The organism is Chitinophaga pinensis DSM 2588 (assembly GCF_000024005.1).
GTDB classification, from domain to species: Bacteria; Bacteroidota; Bacteroidia; order Chitinophagales; family Chitinophagaceae; genus Chitinophaga; species Chitinophaga pinensis.
In genome coordinates this window covers 5,046,472-5,062,135 of sequence record NC_013132.1, presented here as the reverse complement: position 1 = coordinate 5,062,135, position 15,664 = coordinate 5,046,472, and the positions used below count along the sequence as shown (strand labels likewise).

At 45.3% G+C, this 15,664-nt stretch carries 13 protein-coding genes; 7 read left to right on the top strand and 6 right to left on the bottom strand.

Annotated features, from left to right (window positions below; genetic code table 11):
- Positions 1-48 precede the first annotated feature (48 nt).
- The gene (locus CPIN_RS20215; RefSeq protein WP_044219259.1) at positions 49-810 is read right to left on the bottom strand and encodes a DUF695 domain-containing protein; all 762 of its coding nucleotides are present in this window, start codon (positions 808-810) and stop codon (positions 49-51) included.
- Positions 811-954: 144 nt separating this feature from the next.
- Between CPIN_RS20215 and CPIN_RS20210 the strand changes: the two genes are divergently transcribed.
- Together CPIN_RS20210 and CPIN_RS20205 are read left to right on the top strand one after the other, a co-directional pair.
- Positions 955-3,429: a TonB-dependent receptor gene (locus CPIN_RS20210; protein WP_012791701.1), complete on the top strand. Its 2,475-nt coding sequence runs from the start codon at positions 955-957 to the stop codon at positions 3,427-3,429.
- 26 nt (positions 3,430-3,455) lie between these two features.
- A complete protein-coding gene (locus CPIN_RS20205; protein ID WP_012791700.1) occupies positions 3,456-3,932 on the top strand; it encodes an acyl-CoA thioesterase in 477 nt (158 codons plus the stop codon).
- 84 nt (positions 3,933-4,016) lie between these two features.
- Here the strand turns inward: CPIN_RS20205 and CPIN_RS20200 are convergent, their stop codons facing one another.
- The 3 genes from CPIN_RS20200 to CPIN_RS20190 all read right to left on the bottom strand — a co-directional run bounded on the left by CPIN_RS20200 (position 4,017) and on the right by CPIN_RS20190 (position 6,809).
- Entirely contained in the window at positions 4,017-5,807 is a 1,791-nt protein-coding gene (locus CPIN_RS20200; protein ID WP_012791699.1) for an ABC transporter ATP-binding protein, read from the bottom strand.
- A 390-nt stretch (positions 5,808-6,197) separates the two neighbouring features.
- Positions 6,198-6,455, bottom strand: coding sequence for a hypothetical protein (locus CPIN_RS20195; protein WP_012791698.1), 258 nt, complete (start codon positions 6,453-6,455; stop codon positions 6,198-6,200).
- Positions 6,456-6,557: 102 nt separating this feature from the next.
- Positions 6,558-6,809: a hypothetical protein gene (locus CPIN_RS20190; RefSeq protein ID WP_012791697.1), complete on the bottom strand. Its 252-nt coding sequence runs from the start codon at positions 6,807-6,809 to the stop codon at positions 6,558-6,560.
- 120 nt (positions 6,810-6,929) lie between these two features.
- Between CPIN_RS20190 and CPIN_RS20185 the strand changes: the two genes are divergently transcribed.
- Both CPIN_RS20185 and CPIN_RS20180 read left to right on the top strand, forming a co-directional pair.
- Entirely contained in the window at positions 6,930-7,598 is a 669-nt protein-coding gene (locus CPIN_RS20185; RefSeq protein ID WP_044222058.1) for an MgtC/SapB family protein, read from the top strand.
- Between the two features lie 15 nt (positions 7,599-7,613).
- Positions 7,614-8,816, top strand: coding sequence for a DUF763 domain-containing protein (locus tag CPIN_RS20180; RefSeq protein WP_012791695.1), 1,203 nt, complete (start codon positions 7,614-7,616; stop codon positions 8,814-8,816).
- Here the strand turns inward: CPIN_RS20180 and CPIN_RS20175 are convergent.
- Positions 8,798-10,123 (bottom strand): Na+/H+ antiporter, encoded by a 1,326-nt coding sequence (locus CPIN_RS20175; protein ID WP_245552017.1) that lies wholly within the window; start codon positions 10,121-10,123, stop codon positions 8,798-8,800. The two genes, CPIN_RS20180 and CPIN_RS20175, sit on opposite strands and share 19 nt — an antisense overlap.
- A 652-nt stretch (positions 10,124-10,775) precedes the next feature.
- On the opposite strand from CPIN_RS20175, the gene CPIN_RS20170 reads away from it, so the two are divergent.
- The 3 genes from CPIN_RS20170 (at position 10,776) to CPIN_RS38690 (ending at position 14,724) form a co-directional block, all read left to right on the top strand.
- A complete protein-coding gene (locus CPIN_RS20170; protein WP_187294669.1) occupies positions 10,776-13,484 on the top strand; it encodes a hypothetical protein in 2,709 nt (902 codons plus the stop codon).
- A gap of 82 nt (positions 13,485-13,566) precedes the next feature.
- Positions 13,567-14,265, top strand: a complete 699-nt coding sequence (nfi, locus tag CPIN_RS20165; protein ID WP_012791692.1) for a deoxyribonuclease V — start codon at positions 13,567-13,569, stop codon at positions 14,263-14,265.
- A gap of 195 nt (positions 14,266-14,460) precedes the next feature.
- A complete protein-coding gene (locus tag CPIN_RS38690) occupies positions 14,461-14,724 on the top strand; it encodes a hypothetical protein (RefSeq protein WP_148230600.1) in 264 nt (87 codons plus the stop codon).
- A gap of 146 nt (positions 14,725-14,870) precedes the next feature.
- Here CPIN_RS38690 and CPIN_RS20155 read toward each other — a convergent pair whose 3' ends face one another.
- On the bottom strand, positions 14,871-15,641 hold the full coding sequence (locus CPIN_RS20155) for a TIGR03915 family putative DNA repair protein (protein ID WP_012791689.1): 771 nt from the start codon (positions 15,639-15,641) through the stop codon (positions 14,871-14,873).
- Between the last annotated feature and the right edge of the window lie 23 nt (positions 15,642-15,664).

Here is a 15,664-nt window from a genome sequence, read left to right as displayed (position 1 = left end):
TTCTTTACTAACGTAAAGAATATGTAACAGTTGTAACAAATTAACTAATTATTGTGCCACTATCACGGTTTCCCATCCGTCATAACGTGCATTCACCTCCTGAGCAAGCTCCCAGAGCATCATTACTGCGGAGTCTATGCTTTCCTCGTCTGTACGGTCATTACGGGAAAGCTTCAATCCATAAGGTTGAGGGCCTTTTTCGTCCACCGGGCGTCCTTCAATAGCGAAGCCCAGCCGTTCTACCTGCTGTCCGAAAATTTCTCTTTCAGCTTCAGCAGAAAAATACACCCAATGATCTATGATACGTTCTCTTTCGGCAATGTCCCCATGTTGTTTCAGCGTACGCAACACTTTGCGGTTGTGGATACGCTGTAACTCCTGTGTATCGGGGAACAGGTAGTCGAAATATAATTCCCAGGTCTTATCCTCTTTCATGCCGCATTCGTACCTGTAATCAGGGAATTGCGCCATCGCTTCCGCGATAGATTCTTCGTATCCGGAGGTATTGGAACTATAAAAATAAAAATCTCTCACACCGTTTGATATCGTACGGCCTACGAAATGTGCGTTTAACGAGGTCTCAAGTTGCTGTACCAGACAATCCTCTATCACACCCAGTTTGGAGAATTCGTCTCCATGTGGAAATCCGTCTGGCCGGGGATGCTTCAGATACACTGATATAAATATAGAGTACGGCTTCCTGGTTAAGGGCGCAAAACGTCGTAAACCAAGGTCCAGCCCTATTATAGCCGGTTTGTCTTCTATATGGCAAGTGTATATGTCCCAGTCAGGTTGGTAAGCGTCAGGCATAATGCATTGATTCGAAAAATGTAACTGTCGGCTGTAAAGATACATAACCCTACGCGCCATTCATCCATTAGTGCCGCAATCTTTTTTTAAATCGGGCTACTTTTATGTCAGTTACAGGCTATTATAAGAAAAGTATTTTGGATCATGCAGAAAATTGTCTCTTTATGTTTGGGAATGATGCTCACATTCCTTTCGATCGTCCACGCACAGCAACCGGGTCAAAAACCGGCGGAAAACGGCTCCCTATACGGAAAACTCGTCGATGCAACTACCAACGCCCCCGTTGAATATGCCTCCGTCGCCCTGCTCCGTGCAGCAGATTCCAGTGTTGCTACCGGTATGTTATCAAAACCAAACGGTGATTTCAACTTTCCTGAAATTCCTTTAGGTAAATATATCATGAAGGTAAATTTTATCGGGTATGGAACCGTTTATAAAACAATTTCAATTACAGGTAAAAATAATAGTGTAGATATTGGTAATATTAAATTGAGTGCAAATGTAAGATCCCTGGCGGGTGTAGAGATCGTTTCAGAGAAACCTTCTTTCCAGATGGCGATCGACAAACGCGTCTTCAATGTGGATAAAAATATTTCCAATGTGGGTGGTACCGCAACAGATGTATTGAAACAGGTGCCGTCTGTCAACGTAGATATTGATGGTAATGTGAGCGTACGTAACGGCTCTCCGACCATCTTTGTGGATGGCCGCCCTACTACCCTCACCCTGGATCAGATCCCGGCTGATGCCATCGCCTCCGTAGAGGTGGTGACCAACCCTTCCGCCAAATACGACGCAGAAGGTGTCAGCGGTATCCTCAATATTGTATTGAAAAAGAACCGTAAGGCAGGTATCAACGGTCAGGTTACCGGTGGTCTTTCTTCTATCGGCGGTGGTAACGTAGGCGCAGACCTTAACATCCGCAGAGAGAAATATAACCTTTCCCTCAGCTATAACCTGAGAAGCCGTCAGGGCAATGCCCGCTCCCACCTGTTCCGTAAAAATATCGGCGCAGACACCACGACTTTCCTGGATCAATATAATGAAGGCGAAAATGGTCGTCGTTTCCAGTTCGGACGCGTTGGTTTTGACTGGTTCATGGATAACCGCAATACCTTCACCATCGCCCAGGGTATCATGGCAGGTGATTTCAAAGACAACAGCGACCTGACATTATATGACCTGGACGCTAACAGAAACCAGGTACGTTATGGTACCGGTATCGATAACTCCAATCACAACTTCCGTAATTACAGCACCCAGATCGGCTATAAGCACACCTTCGCCAAACAAGGCCATGAGCTGACTGCCGACTTTAACTATAACTACGCGACATCCAAAGATAATTCCGACTATTCCTTACAATATTATAGTCTGGGCCATCAGCCGATCGACTCTCCGAATATCCCGCAGGCACGTTATGGCCGCGGTGCTGGTAATACCACCTATATTACTGGTCAGATCGATTATGTAAACCCGTTGACAGAGAATTCCAAGATCGAGGCAGGTCTGCGTACCACGACCCGTAAGTTCAATAACGAACTGACCACCATGGGCAGAGATTTCACGACCGGTCGCGATGTACTGGATTCTTCTCTCTCCAATGACTACCGTTATTCTGAAACCATCAATGCCGCTTACGCCAGCTACTCCGGTACTATCGGCAATTTTGGCTACCAGGGTGGTCTGCGTGCAGAACAGTCCTTCTACGACGGTGAAACAAGGGTACTGAGTAAAAGCAGCTATAAAATTGATTATCCGATCAGTTTCTTCCCAAGCCTGTTCCTTTCTCAGAAATTCAAAGGAGATCACGAACTGCAGCTGAATTATAGCCGCCGTGTACGTCGTCCATGGTTCCGCGACCTGTTGCCTAACCTGGAATACACCGCACAGAGCGCCAACCGCGGTAACCCGGCGCTACGTCCTGAGTTTACCAACTCATTTGAATTAAGTTATCTGAAAGATTTCAATCGAAAACATAACGTATTGGTATCGCTTTACTTCAGAAATACTGAAAAAGCTATCACTGATTTCTATACAGATACGACCCTGAACATCAATGGTCAGGATCAGAAAGTGGTGTTGTCCTACCCGGTGAATGCCAACACCCGTAATGCTTATGGTGCCGAGTTCACCGTACGTAACCAGATCATGAAAGGCTGGGATATCACCACCAATTTAAACCTGGCGCAGCAGAAGATCAATGCCGGTAACCTTCAGAGCAACCTGACCAATCAGGGCTTTATCTGGTTCGGTAAAGTAAACAGTAATACCAAACTGCCGTGGAATACAACCCTGCAGTTGACGGGTAACTATGAGTCCAAGCAGATCCTGCCACAGGGCGAAAGAGCGGCACAGTATTCTGCGGATGTAGCTTTACGCAGAGAGTTCCTGAAGAAAAAGAACCTGGTAGTATCCCTGGCACTGAACGATATCTTCAATACAGATCGTAACCTGTCATTTACCAATACCGCCTTCTCCGAACAGGAAAGATACCGTAAGCGCGCTACCCGTGAACTGCGTCTGAACGTGTCTTACAGATTTGGTAAAATGGATACAAAAGAGCGTAAAAACGGTAAAAAACAAGATCAGCAGGAAAACAATCAAGGAGAATTTTAATTTTACCTGCTCAAAACCGAATACTTATGATCGATACTATCAGTAATACCGTTACGCTCCGCTTTCTGGCCGAGCCATCAGACGTCAACTTTGGCGGTAAAGTACATGGCGGCGCCGTAATGAAATGGATTGACCAGGCAGGATATGCCTGTGCGGCCAACTGGAGCGGACAATATTGTGTGACAGTATACGTGGGCGGTATTCGTTTCTTTAAGCCGATCTCAATCGGCGATATGGTGGAGATCACAGCAACCGTTATTTATACCGGTAACTCCAGTATGCACATTTCTATTAATGTACAGGCAGGAAATCCCCGTCGTAAAGAACGTATAAAAACGACGCACTGTGTAATGGTCTTTGCAGCCGTGGATGATGCTGGTAAAACAGTGCCTGTTCCGAAATGGGTACCTGAAACACCGGCAGCTATCGAGATGGAAAATTATGCGAAGAAACTGATGCACCTCAGACAGAATATCGAAGAAGAGATGAAGCCATATATGTAGTTTCCAACTACTATCAATAAAAAAGAGGAACTGACTGGTTCCTCTTTTTTATTTTAAACAATATCGTATGCCAGCGTATAGTCTCTAATGTGAGAACTGCATCTCACTCAGATTCCTGTATAATCCACCATCCATCTGTACCAGCTCCTCGTGTGTACCCTCTTCTACCAGTTGCCCCTTATCCAGCACAATGATCTTATCTGCCTGACGCACAGTGCTCAGACGGTGTGCAATGACAATAGAGGTACGGCCTTCCATCAGTTTTTCCAGCGCGTCCTGCACCAGTCTTTCTGATTCGGAATCCAAAGCGGAAGTAGCTTCATCAAGTATCAGTATCCTTGGATTCTTCAATACTGCCCGCGCAATAGCAATACGTTGCCGTTGTCCGCCGGATAACTGAATACCCCTTTCTCCTACTATCGTATCCAGTCCGTCAGGAAAACGTTCTATAAACTCCCAGGCATTTGCCTTCTCAGCCGCTGCCTTTACTTCTTCCGTGCCGGCGCCGGGCTTACCATACGCTATGTTTTCCCTGATGGTTCCTCCAAAGAGAAATACATCCTGTGGCACGATCGCCATCTGACTACGCAGAGCTGATAACGGAAAACCGGTCGCGTCTTTCCCATTAAACCGCACAGTGCCTTCCTGTGGATCATATAAGCGTAACAGTAAGGAAACGATTGTACTCTTACCAGCCCCGCTGGGGCCAACCAGTGCTACCTGCTGATCGGGAGCGATATCAAAAGAAACATGTTGTAATACCTCCTGGTCTTCCCTGGTAGGATAATGGAAAGAGATATCGTTGAAGGAGATTTGTCCTGTTAACTGGTCCTGTGGGGCGACAGTCGTCATTTCTTCCACCGGTTCCGCGGGTTCATCGAGGATTTCCAGCAGGTGTTCCGTCGCACCGATACTTTTCTGAATGCTGGCGTATACTTCCGCCAGACCAGCAACCGATCCGCCAATAAAACTGGAATACAGGACAAAGGATAACAGCATACCCGGATCCATTTTCCCTTCGGCGATCAATAAAGCGCCCCGCCAGATCACCCCGATCATCGCACCAAATACCCCTACAATCATACTGGCAGCGAAAGCACCACGGAACTTCCCGGTTTTCATACCGGTAGCCGCTACTTCCCGGATCTTTTTATGGTAGCGCTGCATCTCAAAGAATTCATTCGCGAACGCCTTGACATTCAATACCCCCTGGAGGGTTTCTTCAACGATCGTATTGGCCTCTGCAACCTGACTTTGCGCCAGCTTGGAATAACGTCTTACAAAGCGTCCAAAGAAAAAAGCGATCACCATGATCACCGGCAGGGTTGTCAACATCAGGATGGTCAGTTGTACGGAGGTATGCAGCAAGAGTACCAGTCCACCGACAATAATAATCAGCTGACGGATAAACTCCGCTACCGTAGTAGTAAACGTCTCCTGTAACAGGGAGATATCTGAAGAAATCCTGCTGCCTAATTCCCCGACACGCCTGTTCAGGAAAAAGCGCATCGGCAGTTTGATCATATGATTATAGATATGCTGCCGTAAGGATGCCAGGGAGCGTTCTGTTACGTTAACAAACAACATAATACGGAGGTAACCAAAAATCCCCTGGGCAATCAGAATACCTGCCAGAAACAATCCGATCTGGTTGATCCGGTGTGGATCATTCGTCACACGATGTCCCCCGGCGGCATCAACCAGTTCCCCAAGCAGTTTGGGAAAAGCCAGGTTGGCGGCACTGGAAATGAAAAGGAAAAGGAGACCGAGACCAAAGGCCGGCCAATATGGCTTAACATATTTATAGAGTCTGAACGTGCGTTTTAACGCTGCTGCACGGAGAGGCTTCTTTTGTTGTGTACTGTCGTCTTGCATCAGTTAGATAAGCATTATCAATAAGGAGGAATAAACAATCCGGAATTGTCTCTTAGTTTCGCTCTGAGTCGTATAGGTTATGACGGGCAGACAAGGTAAATATTTTATCCTTACTATAATAAATAAAGGAGGCCACTAAGGACCTCCTTTCTGAAAAGACGATAGTCAATTACGAATGTACGCCTGTTAGGGCGTAGAATTGAGCTTGCTACAAGACATCAATCCGATTACAAACACAGCTGATATTTCTAAAAAACAACGACTTAAATAGCCAATCTGCGTCGTTTAATTCGGTTACGGGGCTTGTTTTTGACCATCTCCAACAAAAGCCTGTACTAGCTATTACCGGAAGGTAATTATACGTTTCTGTAATACCACTCGTAATCAACGTTACTTTTGCCTGTTTCTGCTGGAATCCGCTACCCCTGTTCCATAACGGGCGGAATCTTCCCCAGGATTAATAGCTCCTGGTGGTACCTCCGCTGCCGGAGCCGTATCTGGTGTAACAGCTGGTTGTTCCGTACCGCCAACAGTGGTTGAATCACTGTGACTGCCCGAACCTCCACCACATGCCATAAAGCTTGTTCCGCCTGCTAATAACAGTGTATATAACAGGTATTTATATTTACTTAACTGAGTATTTTTCATAAACTACTTATTATAAGTTAACAAATACAAGTTGCTACATATATGTTCCTGCATTTTTTTCCACAAATAGTGGACGAAAATAAACGGTTAACACACACAATGTTACTTAATCGGCATAGAATCAGGTCTTACGGATGATGTGTCCGTAGCTCTGTTCATTGTGTCGATCGTACTGGTTGTGTCAGACTGTATAACGGAGGAAGAATCTGTCGTATTACTACTTTCCCTAGAACTACCGCAGGAAAACAGGAAGAGACTCAGTATAATAGCGAGACAGGTTGTAATACCGATTTTGCATAAAGCCAGACGAAAGGTTATAGCATTATTACCGAGGTCTTTGTTTTGCGTTCTCATGATTAACTAAATATTTATCCAGGTTAAACAATAACTAAATAATAACTAAATAAAGAGTATGATTTCTGCTAAATGCATAAAGAATTGTGCCAAGGCTTACATTTGTGACAGGACATGAATATGGAACACACTATTTTTGAGAATATTGAACACCACCAGTTCATCAAGGTAATTGTCGCGATCGTCATTGGCGGTCTGCTGGGTCTGGAAAGGGAATACCGTCATAAGGCGGCTGGTATGCGTACATTGACGCTGATCTGTCTAGGTAGTACCCTTTTTACCATACTTTCAGTGGAAATGGGTTATCCCAATAGCCCTGATCGTGTTGCTTCCAATATATTGACCGGCGTTGGCTTTATAGGCGCCGGCGTGATATTCAAAGGCGATTTCACCATAGATGGTATCACGACAGCCGCTACCATCTGGATCGCCTCCGCCCTGGGTATTGCTATTGGAATGAGTCATTATGTATTAGCCATCTTTTCCCTGGCAATAGTCCTGTTGCTGTTATTAGGATTGAAAGCACTCGAAGGGAAAATTGGTAAATGGAGAGAAAAACGCATCTACACGATCAGCTATCCGGCCGATCAACACAAAGAGCACGAAATAATTACACTGTTCCAGCAACATAAATTAAATTATAAGTTGCTGTTACAAACGAAAAAGGATACACTGATAGAGCATAAATACGAAATAAGCGGCAAGCCGCACGCCATGTCTGCTATCACCGAATTCCTGCTTTCTGATAAAAATATTCATCATTTTGCCGTTCAGGCGAACCCACTTTAGAAGGAGAACAGAGATATGTCGCATGCCGATCTTCCATTACATTACGGTCACGTACCACCATGGCTGGCTCAAAGAATGAGCCTGTTGGGAGGCGCTATAGTCGAAACCATTGTCGCTGATTACGGAAAAGGAGAAGTCATTCGCCGCCTGAGTGATCCCTGCTGGTTTCAGGCATTGGGTTGTGTTTTGGGGATGGACTGGCACTCATCAGGTATCACGACCAGCGTAATGGGCGCATTAAAAAAAGCATTGAATCCCAGGGCTCAGGAACTGGGTATCTATATCTGTGGAGGAAAGGGTAAACACTCCCGTCAGACGCCCGCAGAATTACTGGCAATTGCAGAACGGACCGGATTACCGGGACAGGAACTGGTACGCAGCAGCAAACTGGCAGCTAAAGTAGATAACACTGCCATACAAGATGGGTTTCAGTTGTATCTGCACTCCTTTATTGTCTCAGACGAAGGCGACTGGGCCATCGTACAACAGGGTATGAATGACGCAAGCAGTATGGCGCGGCGTTATCACTGGCATTCAGCAGCTTTCAAAGAATATACGGAGTCTCCGCATACATTTATCTATGGTAAAAATCAGGGACTCATTCTTAATCTTACCGACAAAGAAGCAGTGTCCACCAAAGCAGGTATGCTTGAACTGGTGAAAGAAAAGCCCGCTCACCTGTTGCCCGAGATCAGAAATCTGATTATGCCCTCGCATCATGATGTGCGCTCAAAAGATGTGGATCTCAAGCGATTGGGAAGTGTACTGGCAGTAGCGCATGAACGCCAGCTGCACGACTTTGAGTCCTTATTATTGCTGGAAGGAGTTGGTCCGCGTACTTTACAGTCGCTGACGCTGGTCAGTGAAGTCATTCACGGTACGCCATCCCGCTTTACAGACCCTGCACGTTTTTCTTTTGCACATGGTGGAAAGGACGGTCATCCCTTCCCTGTTCCGGTGAATGTATACGACGAAACAATCAGCGTATTAAGAGATGCGGTCAATAAGGCGAAGATCGGCCAGTCCGACAAACAGGATGCGATCCGCAAATTATCCGTACTGTCACAACAGGTGGAAAAGGATTTCATTCCCAACGCCCGGCTGGAAGAACTGATCCAGGAAGAAAGAGACCAGTCCTGGCAATACGGCGGCCGTACCGTGATGGGCAAAGCACAACCGCCGAAGAAAAAAGGTGGTGATCAGCTCAGCTTATTCTGACGCTTATATCTACTCATCATCTTCACGATCCAGGGCAGGCTAAGCCCCTGACCTATTAGTGTAAATAATACTACCGCTACCGATATAAAGATGATCTCATTCCTCAAGGGGAAAGGTGCGCCGTTTTCAAGCGTGTCCGGAAGACCGATTGCGATGGCCAATGATACAATACCACGCATACCGGACCAGCTGATTATCACGCTGGTAGGATAGTCAAGCAAAGTATCCCTTGTCATCTTATGGCGTCTGCGATGTTTTGAGGACAAAAATGCCCTTTGCAGATTGACCTTCTGCAGAAATACTCTCGCCATACGAAGTACCAGTGCGACGATTGTAATCAGGAACGCGTATCCCAGATATGGGAGCACCTGCGTTTTGTCTATGTGTTTTAATACATAAGGATATTGTAATCCGATCAGGATAAAGATCAAACCATTCAGCAGGAAGATGATCACATCCCAGATTGTCTTGGATTGATCCTTCAGACCATCCGGGAAAATCTTTTTACTGAAACGGGAAATACTCAGGCCCAGTACCACCACAGCGATGACACCGGAGACATGCAGCTCCTCCGCAATCCGGTAAGCCACAAAAGGCATCAGCAGCATAAAACTGATAGTGACCATTACATTCCCATGTATACGCGCAAGTATAAACGACAGTAGTTTACCGATCACAAAGCCTACTGCAAAACCTCCGGCCAACAGAATGGCAAATTGTAAAGATGCCTGCCAGAATACAAAGGCAGTTCCTGTCACAGCTGCTACGGCAAAACGATAAGCGACCAGTGCAGAGGCATCGTTCACCAGGCTTTCTCCTTCCAGGATCGTCGTTGTTTTATGCGACAATCCCAGCCCTTTTGTAATACCGATCGCAGCTACGGCATCTGTTGCTGAGAGGATCGCACCGAGTACAAATGCCAGCGGCCAGGTCATACCTGGAATGATATAATAGGCAATAACAGCAATCCCGACGGTGGTAATAAACACCAGCCCGACGGCCAGGGAGGTGATGGTATTAAAATGCGTCCGGAACTCGTTGGCAGGCATATTAAATGCCGCATCATACAATAAGGGCGGTAAAAAGATCAGGAAAATGATTTCCGGGTTCAGTTCGATGACCGGCATTGTTGGAATAAATCCAACAGCGATACCTGCTGTAATCAGCAATATAGGATAAGGCAGACGGATCTTGTCTGCAATAGCTGACAGACCGATCATAATAGCCAGGATCAGAATAACGACGCTGTAATTCTCCATTATCAGACTCCGCAGGAACAGCGGTGATTGCAATGAATTGATTAGCAACTGCTCACTTTAGACGGATACGCGAATATATAAAATTTCATTATTTGTTAGGTATTGCTATAAAATAGAAATCCCGGCGTGTAAGCCGGGACTCCTGATAAATTTCTCTTTCCTATTTATACGCTGGCGTAAGCCAGTTCCGATAATGAAGGGTCTTCATTTTAGGCTGCGATTTGCAACCACCCTTATTCTTTCCTATTTTTCTATGCTGGCATTACCCAGTTCAGATCAAAATTAAAGAAGGGTTTCATCTGAGGCTACCATTTGTAGCCACCCTTTTAGGCTAAGAAAGAGAAATTGTTTACTGGTAAATATAGTACGAATTCCGTGCCAGAATAGCATTGTTATGCCTGCTCGATTAGCCATGGTATTCATCTCTACCGGTTTTGCACCGGAATTACTACTGTCATTTTAATAAGGCCGGCTTCTACTATTTTGTGCTCGGCCTGATACCACCTTCTCCTTCCGGATCCATCAACTTATATCCCAGTAATACTATTGGTTTTATCGCACCCTGGAATGGAGGATACTATACCTGACAGATAAGTCATCTCTTCACTAAAGCCGGATAAAGTCGGCCAAAACATTTTTGGTACGACCTATGTTAACAGAAGTATTGATAATCAATCACAACTGTCACCCTGCTTTTCCGATGAAGAAAATATCCGGTAATGAGTTATGGCTACTCTTCACACTGATCACCTTCCTGCTGCTTTCTGCCTGGCTAACACATTTTGATGCCGGGATTACCAATAAGGTAAGTCCGGATGGTATCCTTTCTTTTGAGTTCAATACCGGTCAGCACACCGGAGAAAAGATGCTGGACACCTGGCGGGAACAACAAACGATCCATCTTGTAAAATATCAGACCTGCTGGGATTTTCTTTTCATCATCACTTACACTTTACTTGTCTGTATGCTGGTATACCGAAGCCTCGGCAGACCGGGAAAACCTGCATCGTTCTTTCTGAAAGCAGGCTTGCTGATGGCCCTTGTGGCGGGATGTATGGATGTGATTGAAAACATATTTATCCTGCTGGCAGCATATAACAAAGCTCACTATCTTGCCCTGGGTGTCAGTATTCCGGCATTTATCAAATTTGGTCTGCTGGGTATACTTGCACTTGCGGTACTATATCATTCGTTAAGGTTCCTCTCCTTCAGCGTGTCTCTCGTATTACGAACCATCTGGACATTCCGTATTGTCATCATCGGGTTGCTGTTTACCCTGCTGATACTATGGGGAATGGATCAGGGACAGGATTTGCTGTTAAGTATCAATAGCCATCGTATCGGACCTGCTGTCAGTCTGCTGGTGATCACACTCTTTGCCCTGGCCAACTGGTATTTTCCAAAATACTATGACACAAACGTCCGGACAACCTTCACGATCCACAATGTCTTTTTTAGCAGTTGGGATTATGAAGCGCCTCAGCATCGGGAGAAGACTTTTACGGGCAGATTACTGGGCGCACTTAGTTTTATGTTGCCAGGCGCCTGTGTGCTGAATGCGATGCAGGTTTTCCGTATCCATTACTGGCTGGACTTCATCAATCCCTTTATGCTGCTGATCATATTGATGATCCTGTACTATCTCATCTTAAAATATGGCTGGTTCTGCAACCGGAAGCTGGTTGCACTGATCTGTGTAATTGTCTTTTGTACGGTATTAGCCTTCGGCTTCCAGGACAATAATGATAAACCCTATTTTCTGGCTTTTTTCGCGCTGGACTTTTTCCTCCTATCCTTTGCATTTCTGTTATACACCAATATCCGTAAAGGCTTAAACCAACAGATCATCACGCCTTATATCATGTTCAGTCTGACGGCCATTGCTATCTTTTTCCTGATAGCCAACCTCAATCCGACCTGGTTTGCTTTTAATAGTGGTTATCGCTTCCTGACATTGCCGATCGTCTTCTGTGGTATCATCTTCTATATATTTGTGCTATCGATGCTGTTGATATTGGGTCTTCGATACAAGATCCAGTTTATTACCTTTCTGTTGATTGCGGCACTTGTCCGGTCTGTCGCCAGTAATAATGAATACCATAGCATCCGGTTTATCGAAACAAAGAAAGATACCGTTTCCACCCTTCCTTTATATGACAGCCTTCATCAGTACGCACAGCAATGGCTGGCAGTCCGCAGGCCGGAAATAAGCGCTTATAATAATCATTATCACAGGCCGTATCCGGTCTTTATTATCAACGCTTATGGCGGTGGTATCAGAGCCGCTGCCTGGACAAGTAAAATCGTACATGCCATTGACACGACATTGATTGCTGCAGCATTAAGTGGAAAAGACAGTTCCTTAAACTATGATTTTCAGCACTATGTATTTGCTTATTCCGGCGCTTCCGGAGGCACAATAGGCGCTTCCGTATTGTGTGCTGAACGTTTTCATCAACTGCAACAACCACAAAAGACGTCAGCTGATTACGCAGCATTCTATAAAAACGACTTTCTGACACCGGTGCTCATACCCCTGTTAGGCAGAGATATCTGGTTGTCATTTCTTGGTTTTAAAGTGCCGGATGACCGTGCCGGCATCCAGGAACGTACCTGGGAAATACATGCCTCAAAACAGGCGCAATTCGACTACGGTCTCCCCCTCCGGAACTATTGGTATGATAAAAATCCGGTCCTCAGATATGAAATTCCGCTGCTGTTTGCCAATACGTACGATATTGATCAGGGCGTGAAGGGAATCACCGCTCCGGTGCTCTTGTCTCCGCTTGATTTTCCGGTAGCCTTTCGCATGAACGATGAATTGGAACAATACAATAAGGATACTTCCTTTCCTGACAGACGGCAGCTCCGTCTGAGCACAGGTGCTTTTCTGAGTGCGCGTTTTCCTTATATAAGTCCGGAGGGAAAGTATAATGGCCAACACCATTTCCTTGACGGCGGACTCAAAGAAAACTCTGGTGCAGAAACAGCTGCTGAGATCAGACGTTGTCTGGAAATGGCGGCTATGTCGGCTGACGGAAGGAAAGATAGTTCGATACAGTTTTACATGTTATCCCTGCCAAATGCCATTAAAGAAACAGATACCATCAAAAAGGCAAAGAACGTATTTGAACTGACGGCGCCCTTTACTGCTCTAATGAACAACTGGGTGGGGAATACTTATAAAGCAGATAGTGTAAATGCAATGCTGCAGCTGAAAGAAGGTTATATCTATCAATTGATACGACCATCGGAACCGGTTAATAAAGCTGCATACATGCCGGTCTTACCCCTGGGTTGGCAGATATCGGATGATGCGTTGGAGTATATGGATAAAAGTATCAGGGATCCGGATAATAAATGGAAGATCGATGCGTTGGTGAGAAGGATTTACGAAAAAAATAGATAGATATGGGTAGTGCCAGTGGCGGAGATACCATCTACTTTTGGCTCCAAATTTGACTCCTTCCCCTCACACATAATTTACTTACATGCAACACTTAAACTATGACAACCTCAAAGTCCAGGACGCCACCATCATCCAAAACTCCCTTCGCGACTCCATCCTCCTTCAACCCCGCAACTTCCCCCTCAGTATCATCGCCGGTGCAGACATCTCTTTCAACAAATTCAGCACTACGGTCTACGCAGGCATCATCTTACTCAGCTTTCCCGATCTGCTCCCGATCGGTTATTCCCTCATAAAGAAAGAAGTCCTTTTCCCTTACGTACCAGGTTATCTCGCCTTCCGCGAAGTACCGCCTTTAATGGACGCCTGGGAAAACCTTCCGCAAAAGCCGGATCTGCTTGTGGTAGATGGACATGGGATAGCGCATCCGCGTCGTATGGGAATAGCAAGTCACTTTGGCGTATCAGCCGATACGCCCACCATTGGCTGTGCCAAAACACTCCTCTGCGGCCAATACGAAGAACCTGCTTCCACAACAGGCAGCAGTTCTCCATTGATATATAAAAACGAAGTTGTCGGCGCTGTATTACGCACGAAAAATGCCGTCAAACCGGTATTCGTTTCACCAGGACACAAAATAGATGTCCCGGACAGCGTGGATATCATCAAACAATGTATAGGCAGATATCGCATTCCTGAACCGACACGTTTAGCGCATAACATGGTCAATCAATTCAGGCTGGGAGAAATACCGGAAGGCTATACCGCATTGACAAGATGACTAAATAATATCACCCAAACAACTAATAATCAGCCCGCCAGCTATTCAGATCGAAAATAGCGGCATACATATAAACGCAGCTCTATCACAGCCAGCTGTCTTAATTTCATGTATTGTTCACCTGTAATACTACGACTGTCATTTACTATCTGCAGTCTATCTGCGATCCTATTATTAACTATTAAATACTTACTGATGTTAAGAGCTAAATTGATAATGATTTGCATATTTGCTATTGCCCTATCTGCAGCCGTATATGCGGCATTTAAAACCTCAGAGGATCCGGCCCGTTGTAACATTTACCTGCGCGCCATAGAATCAGAAAATCTTTGTACAGTAGCTGCACCAAATCTTGCCCTTTCACCTGTAAAACCAGGTGAAGCGCCATTAATGACAATTTACGCAACGGCAATAAGCGGAACTTGCGGCGCGTATCATGAGGTTTATTCTTGTTATTAATCTTCCTTAACGTGTCTTTGAGCAGCATAACGAACACATAATGGGCAAGCTTGTTTTTAAACCATTCCGGCATTTCCTTCGCCGGGATACTAAAACTGGCTTGCCCATCTATATTTTTTCAAGCTCCAACAATTGCCTCAAACCAATCAATCTAACCGCATCTCTGTCAGATACTTCCAATACCTCCGCGGCATATGCTGTAACTGCAACCGTGGATTCTTTCTGCCTACAATATTCGCCTCTTTGAAATACGTATTCCAGAGCTGCTGATACAACTCCTCCTCCGGCGCCCATACATTTCCAGTTGTATGATAATGTGGATCATATTCCGTATTAAACTGCAGTCGAATTGTCTCTACTTTTTCAAGATTGTAATAGATCCCAAACCGCCTGCGTTCATCATAGATAATCCAGTACTGATCTGCATATCGTTCTTTAAAATGTTTAGCGATCAGTGGCAACACATTATAATCCGGAGATACAAGCGAATAGTAGATATTATCCTTTGTCAGCTGAAAGCGCACAAAGGCCTCCATCCGGTGTTTTTCACGCAGCACTTTACGCGCTGTCTGTGCTACATGCAGTATATATTTATTCCCGAAATCGCCTGAAATATCTGTTTCGCTGGAAAATACATGCCGTATAAACCCTACCATATGATCCTCTTCTCCAGCCAGTTCCGAAAGATAACAGCAAAACAACTGCTGCAGATGTTCTTCTGATAACTTCCTGCTTAAACCAATCCATACTCTATCAGCATTGGCCATTATCGTCGGCATAAAGATGACATTCTCAAACAAACCCTGGACATGATCCTGTTCCTTCCGGATAGTAACATCCGTCTTCTTCTGCCAGTACAGATCAAATACCGCAGAAAGGAAGCCATCAAAACTTCCATCATACAACCACGTAGTCATTTTAGTAACATTTAGTCTACCAT